20 protein-coding genes and 1 riboswitch are annotated in these 19,636 nt (G+C 41.3%); of the genes, 15 read left to right on the top strand and 5 right to left on the bottom strand.

Annotation, left to right across the window (positions count from 1 at the left end; translation table 11 throughout):
* The first annotated feature begins 25 nt into the window (after positions 1 to 25).
* Together BK049_RS06995 and BK049_RS06990 are read left to right on the top strand one after the other, a co-directional pair.
* The gene (locus tag BK049_RS06995) at positions 26 to 256 is read left to right on the top strand and encodes a sulfurtransferase TusA family protein (protein WP_071168194.1); all 231 of its coding nucleotides are present in this window, start codon (positions 26 to 28) and stop codon (positions 254 to 256) included.
* 58 nt (positions 257 to 314) lie between these two features.
* Positions 315 to 1,091, top strand: coding sequence for a sulfite exporter TauE/SafE family protein (locus BK049_RS06990; protein ID WP_071168193.1), 777 nt, complete (start codon positions 315 to 317; stop codon positions 1,089 to 1,091).
* A 54-nt stretch (positions 1,092 to 1,145) separates the two neighbouring features.
* Here BK049_RS06990 and BK049_RS19490 read toward each other — a convergent pair whose 3' ends face one another.
* A complete protein-coding gene (locus BK049_RS19490; protein ID WP_008359314.1) occupies positions 1,146 to 1,322 on the bottom strand; it encodes a hypothetical protein in 177 nt (58 codons plus the stop codon).
* Between the two features lie 296 nt (positions 1,323 to 1,618).
* Positions 1,619 to 3,052, bottom strand: coding sequence for a proline--tRNA ligase (proS, locus tag BK049_RS06985; protein ID WP_071168192.1), 1,434 nt, complete (start codon positions 3,050 to 3,052; stop codon positions 1,619 to 1,621).
* A 399-nt stretch (positions 3,053 to 3,451) separates the two neighbouring features.
* Positions 3,452 to 3,551, top strand: a riboswitch (purine riboswitch).
* Positions 3,552 to 3,627: 76 nt separating this feature from the next.
* Between proS and BK049_RS06980 the strand changes: the two genes are divergently transcribed.
* The gene (locus BK049_RS06980; RefSeq protein ID WP_071168191.1) at positions 3,628 to 4,800 is read left to right on the top strand and encodes an MFS transporter; all 1,173 of its coding nucleotides are present in this window, start codon (positions 3,628 to 3,630) and stop codon (positions 4,798 to 4,800) included.
* A 42-nt stretch (positions 4,801 to 4,842) separates the two neighbouring features.
* Here the strand turns inward: BK049_RS06980 and BK049_RS06975 are convergent, their stop codons facing one another.
* Positions 4,843 to 5,220, bottom strand: a complete 378-nt coding sequence (locus BK049_RS06975) for a hotdog domain-containing protein (RefSeq protein ID WP_071168190.1) — start codon at positions 5,218 to 5,220, stop codon at positions 4,843 to 4,845.
* A 158-nt stretch (positions 5,221 to 5,378) separates the two neighbouring features.
* Between BK049_RS06975 and BK049_RS06970 the strand changes: the two genes are divergently transcribed.
* The 7 genes from BK049_RS06970 to BK049_RS06935 all read left to right on the top strand — a co-directional run bounded on the left by BK049_RS06970 (position 5,379) and on the right by BK049_RS06935 (position 11,640).
* The gene (locus BK049_RS06970) at positions 5,379 to 5,789 is read left to right on the top strand and encodes a PepSY-associated TM helix domain-containing protein (protein ID WP_071168189.1); all 411 of its coding nucleotides are present in this window, start codon (positions 5,379 to 5,381) and stop codon (positions 5,787 to 5,789) included.
* Positions 5,790 to 5,925: 136 nt separating this feature from the next.
* A complete protein-coding gene (locus BK049_RS06965) occupies positions 5,926 to 6,384 on the top strand; it encodes a MarR family transcriptional regulator (protein ID WP_071168188.1) in 459 nt (152 codons plus the stop codon).
* A 455-nt stretch (positions 6,385 to 6,839) separates the two neighbouring features.
* Positions 6,840 to 7,076 carry a 2-thiouracil desulfurase family protein gene (locus BK049_RS20090; protein ID WP_244887376.1) on the top strand — a complete coding sequence of 79 codons (237 nt, stop codon included), beginning with the start codon at positions 6,840 to 6,842 and terminating at the stop codon, positions 7,074 to 7,076.
* Between the two features lie 71 nt (positions 7,077 to 7,147).
* On the top strand, positions 7,148 to 7,564 hold the full coding sequence (locus BK049_RS06950; RefSeq protein WP_071168186.1) for a DUF5301 domain-containing protein: 417 nt from the start codon (positions 7,148 to 7,150) through the stop codon (positions 7,562 to 7,564).
* Between the two features lie 96 nt (positions 7,565 to 7,660).
* On the top strand, positions 7,661 to 8,488 hold the full coding sequence (locus BK049_RS06945) for an aldo/keto reductase (RefSeq protein WP_071168185.1): 828 nt from the start codon (positions 7,661 to 7,663) through the stop codon (positions 8,486 to 8,488).
* A 219-nt stretch (positions 8,489 to 8,707) separates the two neighbouring features.
* A complete protein-coding gene (gene trhO, locus BK049_RS06940) occupies positions 8,708 to 9,670 on the top strand; it encodes an oxygen-dependent tRNA uridine(34) hydroxylase TrhO (protein WP_071168184.1) in 963 nt (320 codons plus the stop codon).
* A 350-nt stretch (positions 9,671 to 10,020) separates the two neighbouring features.
* Positions 10,021 to 11,640: a glutamate/serine transporter AimA gene (locus BK049_RS06935; protein ID WP_071168183.1), complete on the top strand. Its 1,620-nt coding sequence runs from the start codon at positions 10,021 to 10,023 to the stop codon at positions 11,638 to 11,640.
* Between the two features lie 37 nt (positions 11,641 to 11,677).
* Here BK049_RS06935 and BK049_RS06930 read toward each other — a convergent pair whose 3' ends face one another.
* On the bottom strand, positions 11,678 to 11,878 hold the full coding sequence (locus BK049_RS06930; RefSeq protein WP_071168182.1) for a hypothetical protein: 201 nt from the start codon (positions 11,876 to 11,878) through the stop codon (positions 11,678 to 11,680).
* A 185-nt stretch (positions 11,879 to 12,063) separates the two neighbouring features.
* On the opposite strand from BK049_RS06930, the gene licT reads away from it, so the two are divergent.
* From licT to BK049_RS06905, 4 genes are all read left to right on the top strand, one after another.
* Entirely contained in the window at positions 12,064 to 12,900 is an 837-nt protein-coding gene (licT, locus tag BK049_RS06925) for a BglG family transcription antiterminator LicT (protein WP_071168181.1), read from the top strand.
* Positions 12,901 to 13,136: 236 nt separating this feature from the next.
* Complete coding sequence (locus BK049_RS06920) at positions 13,137 to 14,996, top strand: beta-glucoside-specific PTS transporter subunit IIABC (RefSeq protein ID WP_008343857.1); 1,860 nt, start codon at positions 13,137 to 13,139, stop codon at positions 14,994 to 14,996.
* Positions 14,997 to 15,015: 19 nt separating this feature from the next.
* On the top strand, positions 15,016 to 16,437 hold the full coding sequence (locus tag BK049_RS06915; protein WP_071168180.1) for a glycoside hydrolase family 1 protein: 1,422 nt from the start codon (positions 15,016 to 15,018) through the stop codon (positions 16,435 to 16,437).
* Between the two features lie 101 nt (positions 16,438 to 16,538).
* Positions 16,539 to 17,647, top strand: a protein-coding gene (locus tag BK049_RS06905) for an IS3 family transposase (protein WP_145939399.1) whose coding sequence is annotated in 2 segments (ribosomal slippage) — positions 16,539 to 16,812 and positions 16,812 to 17,647 — 1,110 coding nt in all. Because the reading frame shifts where the segments join, the coding sequence is not laid out codon by codon here.
* A gap of 177 nt (positions 17,648 to 17,824) precedes the next feature.
* On the opposite strand, the gene BK049_RS06900 is transcribed toward BK049_RS06905, so the two are convergent.
* Positions 17,825 to 18,307, bottom strand: coding sequence for a hypothetical protein (locus BK049_RS06900; protein ID WP_071168177.1), 483 nt, complete (start codon positions 18,305 to 18,307; stop codon positions 17,825 to 17,827).
* An 831-nt stretch (positions 18,308 to 19,138) separates the two neighbouring features.
* On the opposite strand from BK049_RS06900, the gene arr reads away from it, so the two are divergent.
* Positions 19,139 to 19,555 (top strand): NAD(+)--rifampin ADP-ribosyltransferase, encoded by a 417-nt coding sequence (gene arr / locus BK049_RS06890; protein WP_008358208.1) that lies wholly within the window; start codon positions 19,139 to 19,141, stop codon positions 19,553 to 19,555.
* Positions 19,556 to 19,636: the final 81 nt, after the last annotated feature.

The following is a 19,636-nucleotide window of genomic DNA, read 5'->3' as shown; positions in this document are numbered from 1 at the left end:
TAAAATAGAAGAGAGGGACGATCAGATGACATCAGATCAAATTTTAGACGTAACAGGGCTTGCGTGCCCAATGCCGATTATTCGGACGAAGAAAAAAATGAACGACTTGGCGGAAGGCCAAGTATTAGAAATACATGCAACAGATAAAGGGGCTAAAGCTGACTTGGCTGCATGGGCTAAGTCAAGCGGGCATGAATTGATCACACAGACGGATGAAGGAGATGTGCTGAAGTTCTGGGTGAGAAAGGGTTCCTAAAGGATGTAGGGGTATCTGTTAAAGAGCCCCTTTTCCTTTTGCAAAGGAGGAGACCAGCGTGGATTTTGCGTTTTTCATTACTTTATTTATCATCGGATTTATTGGTTCCTTCTTATCAGGAATGGTCGGAATAGGAGGATCTGTGATCAACTATCCCATGCTGCTTTATATCCCGCCTCTTGTCGGTGTGCTGGCGCTATCTGCACATGAGGTTTCAGGGATTGGGGCCATTCAAGTGCTATTTTCGACGCTCGGCGGTGTGCTGGCGTATCGAAAAAGCGGATTTTTACATCGTTCTTTGATTTTATATATGGGAAGCAGTATATTGGCGGGAAGTTTATTAGGCAGCTATTTATCGCATTTCCTTCCAGAGAAAGGGTTGAATGTGGTCTATGGTCTGCTCGCCATTGTCGCTGTCATCTTAATGTTTGTTCCGAAAAAAGGACAGCGGGATGAAGCAGGTGGAGAGGTGACCTTTCATAAAGGGCTGGCAGCAAGTATTGCCTTTGTCATCGGCAGTGTATCGGGCGTGTTAGGCGCTGGCGGGGCATTTATTTTAGTGCCAGTGATGTTGTCTATTCTCAAAATCCCTGTCCGGATGACGATTGCATCGTCACTTGCGATCACGTTTCTTTCTGCAATTGGAGCATCTACCGGGAAATTGCTGACTGGTCAAGTCATGCTCATTCCTGCTGTTGTTTTAATGGTGGCCAGTTTGATTGCAGCTCCGATTGGTGCGAAAGTCGGTCAGAGAATAAATGCTGTTTATTTGCAATGGCTGCTTGCTGTGATGATTACAGCAACAGCGATCAAAATCTGGCTGGATTTATTATAAGAAAAAGACCAACAACCGAGAGAGCAATGGCTCTTTTCAATGTGTTGGTCTTTTTTATTTGATGTCATCATGCTCGATATATGTTTCAAGTGCTGGGTGATACTCTTTTTGATAATGAAGGTTGGGGCATGTTTTCACGACTTTGCCTTGCAGGGCATTGGACTTCGAGACGTCTAATGCTGTTTTACATTTTGGGCAGCGTTCGGCAAATAATGAGAGCCAGCGCTTCATAGATCACCACTCCAGTTAAAGTCTTAAAAACCGATTATATTAATATGAATTATAGGGGATCGTGTCAATGAGGTCAATGGGTATTTGACTCTTTTTAACAAAAAAGAAGCACAGCGTGTAGACAAACCCTCGCATTCTTTGTCAGTCCTGCGCCGGTGCTCGTGCTTCCTAGACTGCAAAGGTTTTCAGGTCACGCTGAAAAGAAGACAAAGGGCTAAAATCAAGTTCATTTTAGCCCTTTGTCATCTATCTGAAGCATCGTATAGATAGGATGCTCCTCTTTTTTTCTGTATGACTTAGTAGGCTTTCGCCCAGAACACCAGATCTGATGCAGGTTTTCCGCAGCAGACACATGTGTTAGAAACGGATTCTTGTTCAAACGGGATACAGCGTGATGTCGCCCCTGTTCTCTCTTTGATGTCGTTTTCACAGTCTTCATCGCCGCACCACATGGCTTTGATCAACCTGTTTTCTTCGGCAAGAAGCTGCTCGATGTCTTCGATTGTGCGGGCGTTTGAGGTTTTTTCATGTAATCGTTCTTTTGCTTTTTCGTACATCGTCTGCTGAATGTCATCAAGCGTGGACGTGATGGTTTGTTCGAGTGCATCTAACGTGACGGCTTGCTTTTCACCTGTGTCTCGTCTTGCGAGCATGATCTGGCCTTTTTCCATATCCTTTGGTCCTACTTCTACACGTAATGGGATGCCCTGCATTTCGCATTCGTTGAATTTCCAGCCAGGCTGTTTATCACTTGCATCGATGTCAGCGCGTGCGATGCGGGCGAGTCGTTCCTTCAATTCATAGGCATGATTGAGGACGCCTTCTTTATGGGAAGCGATTGGCACAACACGTACTTGGGTTGGTGCAATGTGTGGCGGCAGAACAAGTCCTCTGTCATCGCCATGCACCATGATCATAGCGCCGATGATTCTTGTGGTGAAGCCCCATGATGTTTGCTGAACATGCTCTAGTTTTCCTTCTCGGTTTAAAAATTCAATGCCAAACGCCTTGGCAAATCCGTTGCCGAAGAAGTGGGAAGTGGCGGTTTGCAGGGCTTTTCCGTCATGCATCAGACTTTCGACTGTATAGGTGAAGCGGGCACCAGCGAATTTTTCCTTCTCTGTTTTCCTTCCCTTAATGACAGGGATCGCGAGAAGATCTTCACAAATAGAAGCATAGATATGGAGCATTCTTTCTGTTTCTTCAATCGCTTCTTGCTCAGTCTCATGGCACGTGTGCCCTTCCTGCCAGAGGAATTCAAGGGTTCTAAGGAATGGACGTGTTGTCTTTTCCCAGCGGACGACATTGGCCCATTGGTTATATAGCTTCGGTAAATCACGGTAGGAGTGAATGATGTTTTTATAATGCTCAGCGAACAGCACCTCAGAGGTTGGTCTGACGCACAGTCTTTCTTGTAATTCCGAATCACCGCCATGTGTTACCCACGCCACTTCAGGAGCGAAGCCTTCGATATGATCCTTTTCTTGCTGCAGCAGGCTTTCAGGGATAAAGAGCGGCATATAGACATTCTCATGACCCGTTTCTTTGATTTGACGGTCAAGCTCGTCGCGAATGTTTTCCCAAATTTTAAAGCCGTATGGCTGAATGATCATACTGCCTCTGACGCTTGAGTAATCGACGAGCCGCGCCTTTGTGACAACATCTGTATACCACTGGGCAAAGTCGTCTTCCATGCTTCTAATTTTCTCAACAAATTGCTTTTTTGACATCGCATTTTCCTCCTTTTAGAAAAAACAAAAAGCTGTACTTTAAGTTAGGGACCATTCCTGGTGGTACCACCCTAATTTAAAGCACAGCTTTACACTCGATCATGATAACGGTATGAACCGCTGTATGAAACAGAACTAAATCGGCAGGTTCACTTGAAGATGTCAGTAGGAACTTCTCAGCACCGTTCCCTCTCTGTTAAAGGTCAATTCAAGCTACTATTCCAGATCTACGTTGATCCTTGTTCGTTGATTTTTCATCAGTTTACCTGTAAATGGGGGAGAAAGCAAGTTGTGCTGCTGGTATGCTTATTGCCTCTCCAGCGTCTTTTACTTGGAAATGAAGTTGGCAGGAATTTTCTGTTTTTGCAGCTTGCACGTGATGTAAGGCTATGCTAATATATTTGAAGAAAAAAATAGACTTGTATAACCTCAATAATATGGTTTGAGGGTTTCTACCAGGATCCGATAAATCCTGATTACAAAAGCGTGCTTTCCTTTTTTGTAATCAGGGTTTTTTTGTTTGTCTGCACCCTGTATAAAAGTGAAAGCCATGATATAGAGAAGGGATGTTAGACATGAACTGGAGAGTTTATTTATTAGCTGTTTCTACTTTTGCGGTTGGATTAGTTGAGCTTGTGGTTGGGGGCATTTTGCCAAGTTTAGCAGAGGATCTCAATGTGTCTCTTGCGACAGCTGGGCAGCTTATTACGGTATTTGCGATTGTGTATGCTATTTCAGCACCGGTGCTGCTGACCGTCACAGCCAAAATCGAACGAAAGCGTCTGTATTTAATCGCATTATTGGTCTTTACATTAGGCAATGTATTCACATATTTTAGTTCCACCTTTGCCCTTGTCATGATCTCTAGGGTCTTGATTGCCATGAGTACGGCGCTTGTTGTGGTGCTATCACTAACGATTACCGCCAAGTTGGTGGAACCGACGCATCGAGCGAAAGCATTAGGTTTGATTTTTATTGGGATTAGCTCATCACTTGTTCTCGGTGTACCGATCGGTATTTTTATTACAGAGAGCTTTGGCTGGAGAGTGATGTTTTTAGGAATCAGTATTCTGTCAGCCATATCCATGGTACTCATTTATTTTCTATTGGAGAAAATGCCTGTTGAAAAAGTCACGCCGCTTAAAGAACAAATTCGTTCTTTAGGGCATCCGAAAATTTTCAGTGCACATTTGATTAGTTTGTTCATGCTTGCGGGTCATTATATGCTGTATTCTTATTTCACGCCATTTCTGATGGAAGTTCTGCATATGACTCCGTTTTGGATTAGTATTTGTTATTTGGTCTTCGGACTTGCGTCGATTGGCGGGAATGGGTTTGGCGGCTGGCTGAGTGACAAACTAGGATCAGGAAAAGCCATTTTGCTTGTGACCATGGCGTTTGCCATTGTGATGTTTATCCTTCCTTATACAGCGGGAGTGTTTATGCTCTTTATGGTGATGGTTGTCCTATGGGGTGCTCTTAGCTGGGCACTGACACCTGCTTTGCAGAGCTATTTGATTCAAACAGACCCTGTGACGTCTGATATTCAGCAGAGTTTGAACACATCGGCTTTGCAAATTGGGATTTCCATTGGATCAGCAGTGGGCGGCGTCATGTTTACAATGACCGGTTCATCTGTTGATTTGGCTAAATTCGGCGCTGTTTTTGTGCTGATTGCCTTTAGCTGTGCAGTGATTTCATTAAAGAGACCGCCGCTTTATATGGATCGAGGACATCACGCTGAATAGAAGAGAATAAGATCGTTTAGCTGCCTCATCATAGGCAGCTTTTTATTTTTTGAAAACCACACCTTCGCTTTTACCAGTAATGACTTCTTCTCCATGCTGATTGATATATCGGGAAAAAAGGTGGACACGATGGTATTTTTCAAGGGATTCTACCTTGGTGACGGCCATCTGACAGGTAATGGTGTCACCTGTATAAACAGGGCGTATGAAGGTACATGTCATCTCTTGACCGATAAAATGAAACTCACCGCCAAGCTTCGTGGCTAGACTTGCTGTGAGAAAACCGTGTACCATGAGCCTGCCTTGATCATCTAGCTCGGTATGATGTTTGCCAAGATCACCTGTCATCTCGCCAAATTGGATCACATCTTCATGCGTATAGGTTTTGCTTGTTTGAAATTGATCGCCTGGTCGAACCATCTGTTTTTCAGCTCCTTTTTTTAAATGTACCAAAGGGGTGAATGAATGTACATTCATTTTTTGTTCGTTCTTATTTCACATCTACTTTTTGCAACAAGCTTGTTTGTCGTACGACTGATCAGTAATCTGAAAAGAGAAAGGTGCAAGGAGGAATGGGATTGAAGAAGACGGGAAAGAAGCGTTCAAGAGGTACAGCTTCCTTTTATCAAATAGCATGGAGATGGCATTTTTATGCGGGGCTGATTTTTATGCCTATTCTCGTGCTGCTTACTGTAACAGGAGCTATTTATTTGTTTAAGCCACAGATTGAGGAATCGATATATGATAAGTTTTACCATGTGAAAGCTGAAGGGGAAAAGATGGCTCCTACAAAACAGATCGAGGCGGTGAAGGAGGCCTATCCGAATGCCAAGCTAACGAGATATCAGCCAGGGGAAGGAAAGGGGCGTTCAGCTGAAGTCGGTTTTAGTCAAGGTGAGGAGACGTATACTGCCTATGTGAATCCCTATACAGGACAAGTGTTAGGGCGAATGAAAGATGGAGCAGGTGTTGATCTATTTATGTGCTGAATTTGATAATCTAGTAGAAAAGTTCTCTCACTTATCGGGTCCGATGGCCTGTTCTTTTTCTCACATTCACATTTCTTTTGACTCCTCTCTTGATTATTAGTACCATTTTATTCATCAGTTAATAGTGGAGGTTCAGATGGAAACAAAAGAACAGATTGTCTTAAAAGCGATTCAAGACCTGATTATGCATAGGGAAAAGAGACGGAATGATCCAACAGATCCACTGATTACCACGACTGATACACTCAAGCAAGATTGGACACTCACGCAACTTCATATTTTATCTATGATTCAAGCGAATCCAAACGAATCCAATAATACATTTCTTTCACAACAACTAAAACTATCAAAACCCGCCATTACAAAAGCTGTGAAAAAGCTGATTGAAAAAGGCATGATAAACTATAAGCATCGTCAAGGTGATAAGAAGTCCGTCTACTACTCATTGACAGAGGAAGGCACGCAATTGGCGGCGCTACATGATGAACTTCATGCAAAGGCAGTTTCATCCTATTTAGAATTCCTCCACCAGTTTAATGAAGAGGAATTACAGGTGATTGAGCGTTTTTTAATGGCTTGGAAGGAAAAGATATAAATAAAAAAAGACCGAAATCATTCTATAAACTAGATGATTTTGGTTTTTTATATGGTAAAATTAACATATATTGACGTTATTCGTGATCATGATCAAAAGGAGGGCGCCTCATTGGAGAAAAAGATGCTAGAAAATTTTAAAAAATCCGTGTTCGTTATGCCGTTCGCTGGATTGTTTGTCAGCTTGTTATTATTTGTTTATTTTTTTGGTATTACAGGAGTTGAAGGGTCCATCTGGGCTGCTTTCTTTTATTGTGCGCTGCCTTTTTTGGTGTACACGATATTATATTTGCCTTTATGTATTTATTATAAAGTCAGTAAAAAACGTTCAATACATAGAAATGAGAAACATACATGATTGTGGTCAGTGCTTGTCTTGCGGGGGTCAAGGTCCGTGATCATGGCGGCCATTGATTAGATCAGCGAATCGAAGAGCTCCTGCAGAAAGGCAAGGCGATGACAGTTTGTCCTGAGCTGCTTGGCGGTTTCTCCACACCAAGGTCTCCCGCAGAATTCATTGGGGGAGATGGCCATGATGTTTTACGAGGGCAGGCTTCTGTTGTTGATGTTCATGGAACAGATGTGACAGAGATGTATGTAAAAGGTGCGAAAGTGACGCTTGAGCAGGTTAGTCTTTTGAAGCAACTTCCGTTGTGTGAAAGGAGTACAGCCCCTCAAGCAGCAGCCGGATGATGTATCATGGAGAGTTTATCGGTAAAACGAAGGCTGGAAACGGTGTGGCGTGAATAGAAGGAGGAATTAGGTTGAAAAAGTGGATGATTGGTTTAGTTGTTGTGATTTTAATCGGAATTGGTGTTTATTTTCTCATTAATGCAAAAACATATTCTTTTGATGATGTGGTCTCGATTGATCAAAATAAAGTGACTTCGATTCAAATGGAGCATGATAATGAGCGCGTTGTTGTGGATAAGAAAGAGGATATTCAAAAGTTGCTGAAGGAATTTTCGGGTATGACATTAAAGAAAACGAACGAAGTTAAAAAAGCCTCAAAAGAGTCTTATTGGATCAGAGTGTACGAGAATAAAAAAGAAATGTATGGATTAACTTTTTATGATCAAAGCTTTTTAGAGACATATGATTTTTCTAAAACGAAAGACCAAACAAGTGAATACCAAATCGTTGATGCGAATCAAGTCGATATCGGACAATTTTTTAAATAACACCATTCAGTCTAGGAATGATTGAATGTCATGCATGATCTCTACATCATTCGGGTATAGTGCTTGGTAAGTAAAAATGAAGCGGAGGTTTGTTTGATGAGTGGATTAACAGATACAGTCACATTAGCAAACGGAGTAAAAATGCCGAAGCTAGGCTTTGGTGTATGGCAAGTAAAGGATGGGGATGAGGCTGTAAATGCAGTTAAAGACGCTCTTGAAGCGGGCTACCGAAGCATAGATACAGCAGCTGCCTATCAAAATGAAGAAGGGGTAGGCAAAGCCATTCAGCAATCAGGCATCTCACGCGATGATCTATTTATTACAACAAAAGTGTGGAATAGTGATCAGGGGTATGAGTCGACACTTGAAGCCTTTGACACAAGTATGGCCAAGCTGGGTCTGGATGTATTAGATCTTTATTTAATCCATTGGCCGGTTGAAGGCAAATATAAAGAGACATGGAAAGCGCTAGAGAAGCTGTATAAGGATGGACGCGTTCGAGCAATTGGGGTGTGTAATTTCCATCAGCACCATCTAGATGATTTATTAGAAGAGGCAGAAGTTGTACCAATGGTCAATCAAATTGAGCTGCATCCCAAGCTGACACAGGAGCCTTTACGTGACTACTGCAAGGCAAAAGGCATTCATGTAGAAGCGTGGTCGCCATTAGGCAGCGGGAAGCTTCTTAACCATCCCGTTCTTCAGGATATCGCAAAAAAACATGACAAATCAGTGGCTCAAGTGATTCTTCGCTGGGATTTGCAACATGGCATTATCACGATTCCAAAATCTGTGACGAAGAGCCGAATCATCGAAAACACACAAGTCTTTGATTTCGAGCTGTCCGCACATGAGATGAGTGTCATTGATCAGCTCAATGAAGATGAGCGCACGGGTCCAGATCCAGATAACTTCGATTTTTAAGGGAATGAAAAGTACAGGTGAAATGCCTGTGCTTTTTATTTGTCCGCATGTTCAAGCGGTTTTTTTTGAGGGAGATACGTCGACATCAAGCTCACCCAAATGTCTAGCATAAACCCTTCCGATTTATGGAATTAAGCCGCTGACATTGCCTTTAGGTATGTATTTCCTGTATGATAAACAATGGTATATTTTCATTAAATTTAAGAGGTGTTTATATATATGGAAAAACAATATCGCGTTTTACTTTACTATCAATATGTCCCCATTGAGGACCCAGAGACGTTTACAGCAGAGCATCTAGCATTCTGTAAGGAGCTTGGTTTGTTAGGGCGTATTCTTGTTTCATCTGAAGGCTTGAACGGAACTGTTTCTGGAACCATTGAGCAAACGGACAAGTACATGCAAGCATTAAAAGAAGATCCACGCTTTGCGTCTATGCCGATTAAAATTGACGAAGCAGATGGTCATGCGTTTAAGAAAATGCACGTCCGCCATCGAAATGAATTGGTGAATTTAAGTCTTGAAGATGATGTGAATCCGCTAGAATTAACGGGGAAACATCTCAGCCCAGTTGAATTTTACGAGCAAATGCAATCACCTGATACGGTCGTGATTGATGCACGTAATGATTATGAGTTTGATGTCGGTCACTTCAGAGGTGCTGTGCGCCCTGACATTGAGACATTCCGTGAATTACCTGAGTGGATTCGTGACAACAAGGAGATTCTTGAAGGGAAAAAAATCCTGACGTATTGTACAGGCGGCGTACGCTGTGAGAAATTCTCAGGATGGTTAAAGCGTGAAGGCTTTGAAGATGTATCCCAGCTTGACGGAGGAATTGTCACGTACGGAAAAGACCCGGAAGTCCAAGGAAAGCTATGGGACGGTCAGTGTTATGTGTTTGATAACCGCTTAACCGTGCCGGTCAACCAAACAGAGCATGTAGTTGTCGGAAAAGATTTCTTCACTGGCGAACCTTGCGAGCGTTATGTGAACTGCGCGAACCCTGCATGTAACCGCAAATTGATTGCAACTGAAGAAAGTGAGCATAAATATATGCGCAGCTGCAGTCATGAATGCCGCACAAACGAGCGGAACCTATATGTAAAACAGCACAATTTATCTGAAGAAGAAGTTCAAGAAAGACTAGCTGTGATTGAAAAAGAACAAGTGGTCTCATAAGGATAAAAGGGTCTCCCTTTTATCCTTTTTTCTTTGCATGATACATGTTCAGAAGGGAAAAGGAAGACATTTCCTCTTTCCTTTTTGTTTTGTTTTTTTCAATATAAGGGTAAAGATAGTTAATCAGTCTAATAGATTGAACAGTTGAAAAGGCGCTTTCTTTTGAAATAAGCATGTTCGACTATATCAGAAAATGAAGAATTGAGAGATAATATAACAGGCGGAAAAATGAACAAAGGTAAAGGTTTAGATTAGAAAATATTTTCAGGTGGAATGAAAAATGAACTGTTATGAAAGAAAGACGCTTGCTCGACACATGTTTGGTATTTTAATTGAAAGGTGTTATGAACATGAATCATTTGCATCGTAGAATGGGAACTTTCGCTTTAATGATGGTAGGGCTTGGCTCAATCATTGGGTCAGGATGGCTTTTTGGTGCTTGGCGTGCCGCGCAAATTGCCGGCCCTGCAGCTATTTTGTCTTGGCTGCTTGGGATGGTTGTCATTTTATTTATCGCATTGTCTTATAGTGAACTCGGGTCGATGTTTCCAGAGGCAGGCGGAATGGTCAAATATACGCAATATTCACATGGCTCTTTTATTGGATTTATCGCCGCTTGGGCAAACTGGATTGCGATTGTCTCAGTGATTCCTGTTGAGGCAGTTGCCTCCGTTCAATACATGAGCTCATGGCCTTGGGAGTGGGCAAAGTGGACAAGCCATTTGGTCACAAAAGGGGTTTTGACGACCGAGGGGCTCATGGTGGCAAGTGTGCTGCTGGTGATTTATTTTCTGCTCAATTATTGGACAGTTGGGTTGTTTTCAAAGGCGAATACATTCATTACGATTTTTAAAATCGTCATTCCAGGATTAACAATTGGTGCGCTCTTATTCGTAGGATTTCATAGTGAGAATTTTACTTCTGGAACAAGTATTGCGCCGAACGGCTGGGCGAGTGTGCTCACAGCTGTCGCAACATCAGGGATTGTGTTTGCTTTTAATGGCTTCCAAAGCCCGATTAATATGGCAGGAGAAGCGAAAAATCCAGGCCGTTCGATTCCAATTGCCATTGTTGGATCGATCTTCATTGCAACTGTCATCTATGTGCTGCTGCAAATCGCTTTTATTGGCGCTGTCGATCCATCAATGATTGTGAATGGCTGGGGGCATTTGAATTTCAACTCGCCATTTGCTGACCTTGCCATTGCGCTGGGGATTAACTGGCTTGTTCTGATTTTATATGCAGATGCGTTTGTGTCACCTTCTGGCACAGGGATTACGTATACGGCGACGACGTCTCGTATGATTTATGGGATGGAAAAAAACAAATACTTGCCGAGTGTGCTTGGCCGTTTGCATCCGATTTACGGCGTGCCTCGTCCAGCCATGTTTTTTAACTTAGCTGTATCGTTTATCTTTCTGTTTTTATTTAGAGGCTGGGGCGTACTCGCTGAAATTATCTCAGTAGCGACGCTGATTTCCTATCTGACAGGGCCTGTTACGGTCATGACGCTTAGAAAGACAGGGACAGATTTGTATCGTCCATTGCGAATAAAAGGACTCAGTATCATTGCACCTTTAGGCTTTGTCTTTGCATCATTGACGCTGTATTGGGCAAGATGGCCGTTAACAGGACAGGTGCTGTTCATTATTCTCATTGGTCTTCCCATCTATTTTTACTATCAAGCAAAAGCGAAGTGGAAGGGCTTTGGCCGTAACTTTAAAGCAGGTGCTTGGATGGTTGTGTATCTACTTGTGATGATGACGATTTCTTGTCTTGGCAGTGATAAATTCGGCGGCTACAATGTCATTCATTATGGCTGGGATATGGCACTCATTGCAGTTGTGGCCTTGCTATTTTATATGTGGGCACTTAAAAGTGGATTTGAAACAGAGTTTTTAGAAGATGCGAAAAAAATCAATGATGAACTGCGTGCTTCTCAAAAAGAAGCCGCATCATCCAAGGAATAAAGTATGAAGGCTGCCTGAACATTGCGGGCAGCCTGTTTTATTTTGATGAGCTATGCATGACATGTCGCTTCAGCCAAGTGGTGATGCCGTGTAGAACGGCCGCTGTGACAAGAGAGATGAACAAATATCTCCATAGTTGATCTATGCCTTGTCCACTGAGCCAAAAAACAATACCTAGAATAAAGAGTGTCAGAATGAACATGAATAAAAAAGATGCTGACCAGAAAAAAGCCTTCATCGAAGGTCACCTCCTCGGGGTATTGTATGCAGACCGAGGGAGGATCAGACCAGCAAGAAAAAAGTAAAAATATCGTGAAATCTATTTCAAAAGTCAGATAAAAATGCCAAGTGATTTGACAGTTGTGTTAAGATGAGAGCATATTTTGAGTGTAGATGGCTGGTTATAGACGGAGGTGTTTGGAGATGCAGATTCAAAAGGTTCTAAACAATAATGTCATTAGTGTGATAGATGAACAAGGAAAAGAAATCGTCGTCATGGGCAGAGGCATCGCTTTTCAAAGACGTCCCGGCGACCCGGTGGACGAGACGTTAATTGATAAAGTGTTCCGCCTAGAGGATCATTCCGTTCATGAGCGGATGAAAATGCTGCTTCAAGAGGTTCCGTATGATGTCGTCAAGGTGACCGAGGAAATGATCCAATACGCACATACAAAGCTGAACCGAAGATTAAACGAAAGTCTGCATGTATCGCTGGCAGACCATATTCATTACGCCATTGAACGATTAAAGAAAAACCACTTGATTGAGAATTCGCTGATTTGGGAGATTAAACGTTTATACAAAGATGAATTTCTCGTGGCAAAGGAATGCCTTGAGATGATTGAAGATCGTCTTCATATTGAACTGCATGAAGATGAAGCGGGCTTTATTGCCATGCATATCATTAATGCAGAGCTCAATGAAGACATGAATACAACGGTCAATATCACGAAAGAAGTGAATGCCATACTGACCATTGTGAAATATCATTTGAACATGGAATTTGATGAAGACTCGCTCAACTTTTATCGTTTTCTCACACATTTACGCTTTTTCGTACAGCGTCTCATCAACGAAACGTTACTCGTCAATGAAGATCAAGATTTATATCAGCTGATTAAAGTAAAATATCCGAAGGCGTACGATTGCGCAAAGAAAATCGCAGAATATGTGTATCAAACGTATCATCGCGACCTGACATCAGAGGAGATGCTCTATCTATCGATTCATTTGAATCGACTCATCAAACGAGAAAAATAAAGATAGAATTTTAAAAGAAAGCGTTGACATCATAAAAAGTGAGTGGTACTATTTGCTCATAAACATAAAAGAATACGATTTCACAATGATCGTCTTAGAGGATTGTGACTGTTCGGCAGGCAAAACCTAAACGTTCACTGAAAAAGCGCAATAGCAAGTTGCGACTATTTTTGGTGCCCGTTTAGGTTTTTATTTTGCCTAAAAACGTATTTTTTTGAAAAAAAGGGGGTTTTTGTATGAGTCATCGTCAATTAGCAGAAGACATTATCAAACATATCGGGACAGAGAAAAATGTTCATTCATTGGTTCACTGTGCCACAAGACTTCGCTTCACATTAAATGACAGATCAAAAGCAGATAAAGCGGCTATTGAAAAATTAAATGGTGTGGTGACTGTCATGGAAAGCGGCGGCCAGTTTCAGGTGGTCATTGGCAACACCGTACCAGAGGTATATCGAGAGATTGGGGAGTTTACGAATCTATTAGAGGATTCCACTTCTTCATCTGCTAGATCAAGTGAAGAAAGTACAAGTCTTTTCGGAAAATTCGTCGACATTGTTTCTGGAATTTTCACACCGCTTCTAGGTGTCATGGCGGGTGCCGGTATTTTAAAAGGACTTCTAGGCATCTGTATCAATGCAAAATGGTTATCTCCTGAAGATACGTCGTATCAAATTTTATTTGCCGCATCAGACAGCTTGTTCTACTTCCTGCCGCTGCTGCTCGCATTCACTTCTGCTAGGAAGTTTAAAGCGAATCCATTTGTCGCTGTGACGATTGCAGGTGCACTGATCTACCCGACTATTCAAGAGCTCACAAAAGGCGGCGGAGATGTGTCGTTCTTCGGCATTCCAGTTGTCTTAATGTCTTATACATCAACGGTTATCCCGATTATTTTGGCAGTGTTTGTGATGGGATATATCGAACGTTTCTTTAACAAAGTCATTCATGAAAGTGTGAAAAATTTTATTACACCACTGATTTTACTGGTCACGGTCGTTCCACTGACACTGATCGTATTTGGACCATTTGGTGTGTATGCAGGGAACGGAATTGCAGCCGTCCTGCTGAAAGTATTCTCCTTTAGCCCTACACTTGCCGGTGCTTTAATTGCGATGGCATGGCAGGTTCTTGTGATCTTCGGTATCCATTGGGGGCTTGTGCCAGTCATTTTAAATAATATTGCGGTTCATGGAAAAGATCATATTAAGCCGGCTACTGCGCCAGCTGTATTTTCACAAGCCGGTGCTTCAATCGGTGTTATGCTGAAAACAAAGAATAAAAAGCTGAAATCATTAGCTGGATCGACAGCGGTTTCTGCTGTATTTGGAATTACAGAACCTGCTGTATACGGCGTCACACTTCGTTTGAAAAAACCATTTATTGCAGCGGTTATCTCTGCCGGTGTGGGTGGTGCCATTATCGGTTATTCACAAAGTATTGCGATCGCATCAGGTCTTCCGAGTTTACTGACACTTCCGATCTTCTATGGTCAAGGATTTACAGGGTTCTTAATCGGAATTTCCGTTTCATTTGTCCTTTCAATCGTCTTAACCTATTTGATTGGATTCAAAGATCCTGTGGATGAAGAAGATGCTCCTGCAGCTAGTTCTGCACCAGCATCTGAAAATGAACATGGTGTCAAAGCGGCTCATGTGAAAAGTCCTTTATCTGGCGAAGTCATCAAGCTAGAAGAGGTGCAAGATAAAGCCTTCTCATCTGGCGCATTAGGTAAGGGCGCAGCCATTATTCCATCAGAAGGCAAGCTGTTTGCACCAGTAACTGGAGTCGTGACAACGGTATTTCCGACAGGACATGCATACGGTCTCACCTCTGAAAGCGGAGCAGAAGTACTCATTCATATTGGACTGGATACTGTACAACTTGGGGGCCGACATTTTACGCCGAAGGTTGAGCAGGGCCAAACGATTACAGAAGGTGAACTGCTTGCGGAGTTTGATATTGAGGCCATTCAAGCAGCAGGACTGTCTGTCACAACACCTGTGATTATTACCAATTCCGGTGAATTTAGCGATATCATTGAGACAGAAGAAAAACAAGTGACACCAGGACAATCATTTTTACACTTAGTTTAAGAAAAGGGAGGACATAATCATGAGATATTCAACACTAGCACCATTTCCAAAAGACTTTTTCTGGGGCGGATCGACTTCCGCCTATCAAGTAGAAGGTGCATGGAACGAGGATGGCAAGGGACCTTCAGTCATTGATATGAGAGAAAGCTATCCTGAAGGAACAACTGATTTTAAGGTAGCCAGCGATCACTATCATCGATATAAAGAGGACGTGAAGATGTTTGCAGAAATGGGCTTGAAGGCTTATCGTTTCTCCATTGCATGGACACGTATCATTCCAAATGGAGATGGGGAGATCAATCAAAAGGGAATTGAATTCTACCATTCTCTCATTGATGAATTGCGACGCTATGACATTGAACCAATTGTGACGATGTATCACTTTGATCTACCTCATGCGCTTCAAGTGAAAGGCGGCTGGTCAAATCGTTCAACAGTCGATGCGTTTGAACGTTATGCGGAAGTTTTGTTCCAGGAGTATGGTGAGAAGGTAAAATATTGGCTGACCATTAATGAACAAAACATGATGATCTTACATGGATCAGCTTTAGGTACACTGGATCCAAATTTAGAAAATCCGAAAAAAGAACTATATCAGCAGAACCACCATATGCTTGTGGCACAGGCGAAAGCCATGACGCTTTGTCATCGTTTACTGCCTGAGGCGAAAATCGGACCAGCACCAAACATCGCCCTTATTTACCCGGCATCTCCAAAACCTGAGGATGTCATTGCTGCGGCTAATTACAATGCGATCCGCAACTGGCTATATCTTGATATGGCGGTATTCGGTCGTTATAACAACCTTGCATGGGCATACATGAAGGAAAAAGACATTCTTCCTGTGATTGAAGAGGGAGATATGGATATTTTGAAAAGTGCAAAACCAGACTTCATTGCCTTTAACTACTACACATCTCAAACGGTTGAAGCGAGTAAAGGAGATGGCAATGATGAATTTGCCCGCGGCGGAGATCAGCATTTAAAATCTGGTGAAGATGGCGTCTACAAAGGCGGGAACAACCCGTTCTTAAGTAAAAATGCATTTGGCTGGGAGATTGACCCTACCGGTTTCCGATCAACGATGCGTGAGATTTACGACCGCTATCAGCTGCCTCTTATTATTACGGAAAACGGGCTAGGCGCTTTTGACAAGCTAGAAGCGGATGGATCGATTCAGGATGATTATCGAATTGATTATTTAGAAAAACATATTGAACAAATCAAATGGGCGATCACTGACGGTGTTGAGGTATTCGGGTACTGCCCGTGGTCAGCCATCGACTTAATCAGTACACACCAAGGCTGCTCAAAACGCTACGGTTTTATCTACGTCAATCGTGATGAATTTGACCTGAAAGACCTCAAAAGAATTCGGAAACAGAGCTCTTATTGGTATGAAACATTGATCGAGCAAAATGGGGAGAACATCTGGAAGTAACAGGAAAAGGGACTGACCCCATAAAGTGAGACAAATAAAAACACCTTTAAGTTGAAAATCGGGTATATCATACCTGAAAACAATTTGGAGGTGTTTTTTGTATGGGAACAAGAGTCAGTTACCCCGCAAGTGTAAAAGAAGAGGCGGTTCAGATGAAGTTGGCAGGAGTCTCAACAAAAGAAATCATGGACAAGCTAGGAATTAAGAATAAAACACAAGTGAAAACTTGGATGAAGTGGTATCACAATGGTGAAACCCACCGGTTTCATCAACCTGTTGGAAAGCAGTATTCATACGGTAAAGGACCTGAATACCAAGATGAAAACGAGAGATTGAAAACAGAAAATCGCTATCTAAATCAACAAATAGACATATTAAAAAAGTACCGAGAATGGGAAAGGTGGTGGAAAAAGAAGCACTCGTGTCGATCTACGAAACGGTAAAAGATAAAGTGAGTGTCAGTGAATTCTGTCAGCTATTTGAAGTGGCTAAATCAACATTTTATCGTTGGAAAAAACAAGATCATCATCACTCAAAGCAATATGGGGTAATCAAGCTTATTTCAACACTTTGTAAGTTGCACAAGTATACGTATGGGTATCGTAAAATAACGGCTCTTCTACGCAAAGAAATGAAGATCAACCATAAGAGAGTACAACGAATGATGCAAACCTACGGTTTGCAGTGTCGTGTGAAAGTGAAAAAGCGTAAACAGACCGGTCAACCCTATTACATTGCAGAAAATCACTTAAAACGAGATTTTTCTGCGACAAAGCCACTTGAAAAACTGGTGACAGATATCACGTATTTTCTATTTGGGCAAAAAATGCTTTATCTATCCAGCATAAAAGATTTATATACAAGTGAGATTGTGGCTTATACGATTGGTGATAAACAGGATGTTTCTCTAGTTTTAGATACATTGAAGCAGTTAAAGACACTGCCTAAAGTCTGCGTACTTCATAGCGATCAAGGTTCGGTCTACACTTCATATGCTTATCAAACGGAGATGAAGAAAAAAAGCATTACCATGAGCATGTCCCGTAAGGGAATGCCCGCTGATAATGCCCCCATCGAATCCTTCCACTCAAGTTTAAAATCAGAAGGATTTTATCTCCACCACCTGACAAACACTACAACAGCCATTGTAGAAAAAACAGTCAGGGAGTATATTGATTATTATAACAATATCCGAATTCAATTGAAATGAAACAGCCAGTCACCAAAAGAGTTTCGGCAACTGGCTGTTTCGTAAAGGTGTTTTGATCCCTGTCTCAAAAACGGGGGTCAGTCCCCTTTTTTGTTCGTTCACTTTATTGGCAACAACATATTGTTCGAGTTGTTCGAATGATAGTCTGATTTTAATAGATTAAAAAGCTGCTTTCTTTTATAATCCGAAGAATATCACAATCCATTTCGCTGTTTCAAATGCCACATCAGGTGGAAGGCCTACCTGTATAAAAATTGCGGCTATGCCCTTTTCTTGTACATTTTGGACTTTTTCGATATAATCAGCAACTTTGTAAAAACCTGATTTCGCTTTTTTTGCATATTTCTTGCCTATTACTTTTGATAAGGGTTTTTCTAAATATGTGCCTGACTTGCGAAGAGCCTGTACAGCAAGTTTTTTTGCTATTGTAGTGACAATATTTTTAGTTTGAGCTTCTTTAGGCTGCGGTGGATTATATTTTGCGCCATTGTTTAGGAACATATGCATTTCAGATTGTGTCATTTGTCCAATTGGTGGATATTGTTTTTTGGCTTGAGATGTACTTGATTTTGCTAAAATAGAATTAGGGTGGAAAATTGAAGCTATCATTGTTATTGCCAACAAAAACAAGGTCATTTTTATATATCTTTTTTTAGTCAAGATTGTTTTCTCCTTTATTTTCAGTTTTGTTATTAAACTTATTGAAAATAAATAATATTATGGCAGAAGCTATTAAACTTATAATCAAAGACTGTGAATTTATTTGAAAAAAATTTTTTATCCCGTTGATTAACAGTGTCCATAATACATAAATTGTGATGGCGGTAGGTATAAACATTCTGAACCATCTAGGAATTGATAACCAAGCTTTTAAAATCTTTGTTGAAAAGTTCCCCAACTATAATTCTCCTTTCTTAATTTTTAAAAACCCTTTAATTACCTTTATAGGATTTTAATGTATTTTGAATTATGGCATAACTATGCTTATGTTTAAAGAGTTGTTTGATTGATTTAAGGGAAAATTAAGGTTCATTTAAAAAATTTTGAATGATACCCAGCTATCTTTTTATTTTTGCATTCGTTTTGATGAATTTTACTGTGATAGGTGAATGTGAGTAATAAAGGGGGTTCATTCATTTCTTGTATTTTATGTTTATTACATTTCTTATCTTATAAAAAATTCAAAATGTTTTTTTGTGGAGCTAATCTAATAAACTAAAAGTGTTCTTTTGATTGGGAAGAGTTAACACAGGTTTACAGACGAGCAGGTGTAGAGGAATAAATATATTAACATGTAACCCTTTAATTCTTACCTTTGGGCTTGAAATGAGGTTGGATTGCAGTAGGTATTATTGCTGCTGGAGATTCATTTCCCCCTTACTCTCTACTATCATTATACCCCGAATTTAATCTCATTTATAGACTGTTTTCCGCCCAGATCAGCCCGTATACTGTGATACACAAGTCAAAAATGATAAGGGGAGTGGCCATATGAGCGATCAGAAACATGTCTTAGATCCTGGGCCGTTTTTTCATGGGACGAAAGCAGAATTGAAGATGGGGGGCCTGCTTGAACCGTTGTATGTATCCAATTATCAGGATAAAAAATCGAACTATATCTATTTTACGGGAACATTAAACGCGGCCAAATGGGGTGCTGAATTGGCAAGGTCTGATTCAAAAGAGAGAATTTATATTGTAGAACCATTAGGTGCGTTTGAACATGATCCGAATGTGACGGATCAAAAATTCCCTGGAAACCCAACCCGTTCTTATCGATCAAAATCTCCTTTAAAAATAGTCGCTGAATTAGGTGTATGGGAAAGGCATTCTGATGAAGAAATCAACCATATGCGGGCCTCTTTAAAAAAGTTAAGTGAAGAAGGAAAACATGTGATATACGATTGATTCTGACGTGATGTCACCTACATGAAAGAAGACCGCCTAAACATTTATACATTGGGCGGTCTTTTGTGATCAGTATAGTGT

Source organism: Bacillus xiamenensis, assembly GCF_001857925.1.
GTDB classification, from domain to species: domain Bacteria; phylum Bacillota; class Bacilli; order Bacillales; family Bacillaceae; genus Bacillus; species Bacillus xiamenensis.
This window is presented reverse-complemented; position numbering and strand designations above follow the sequence as displayed.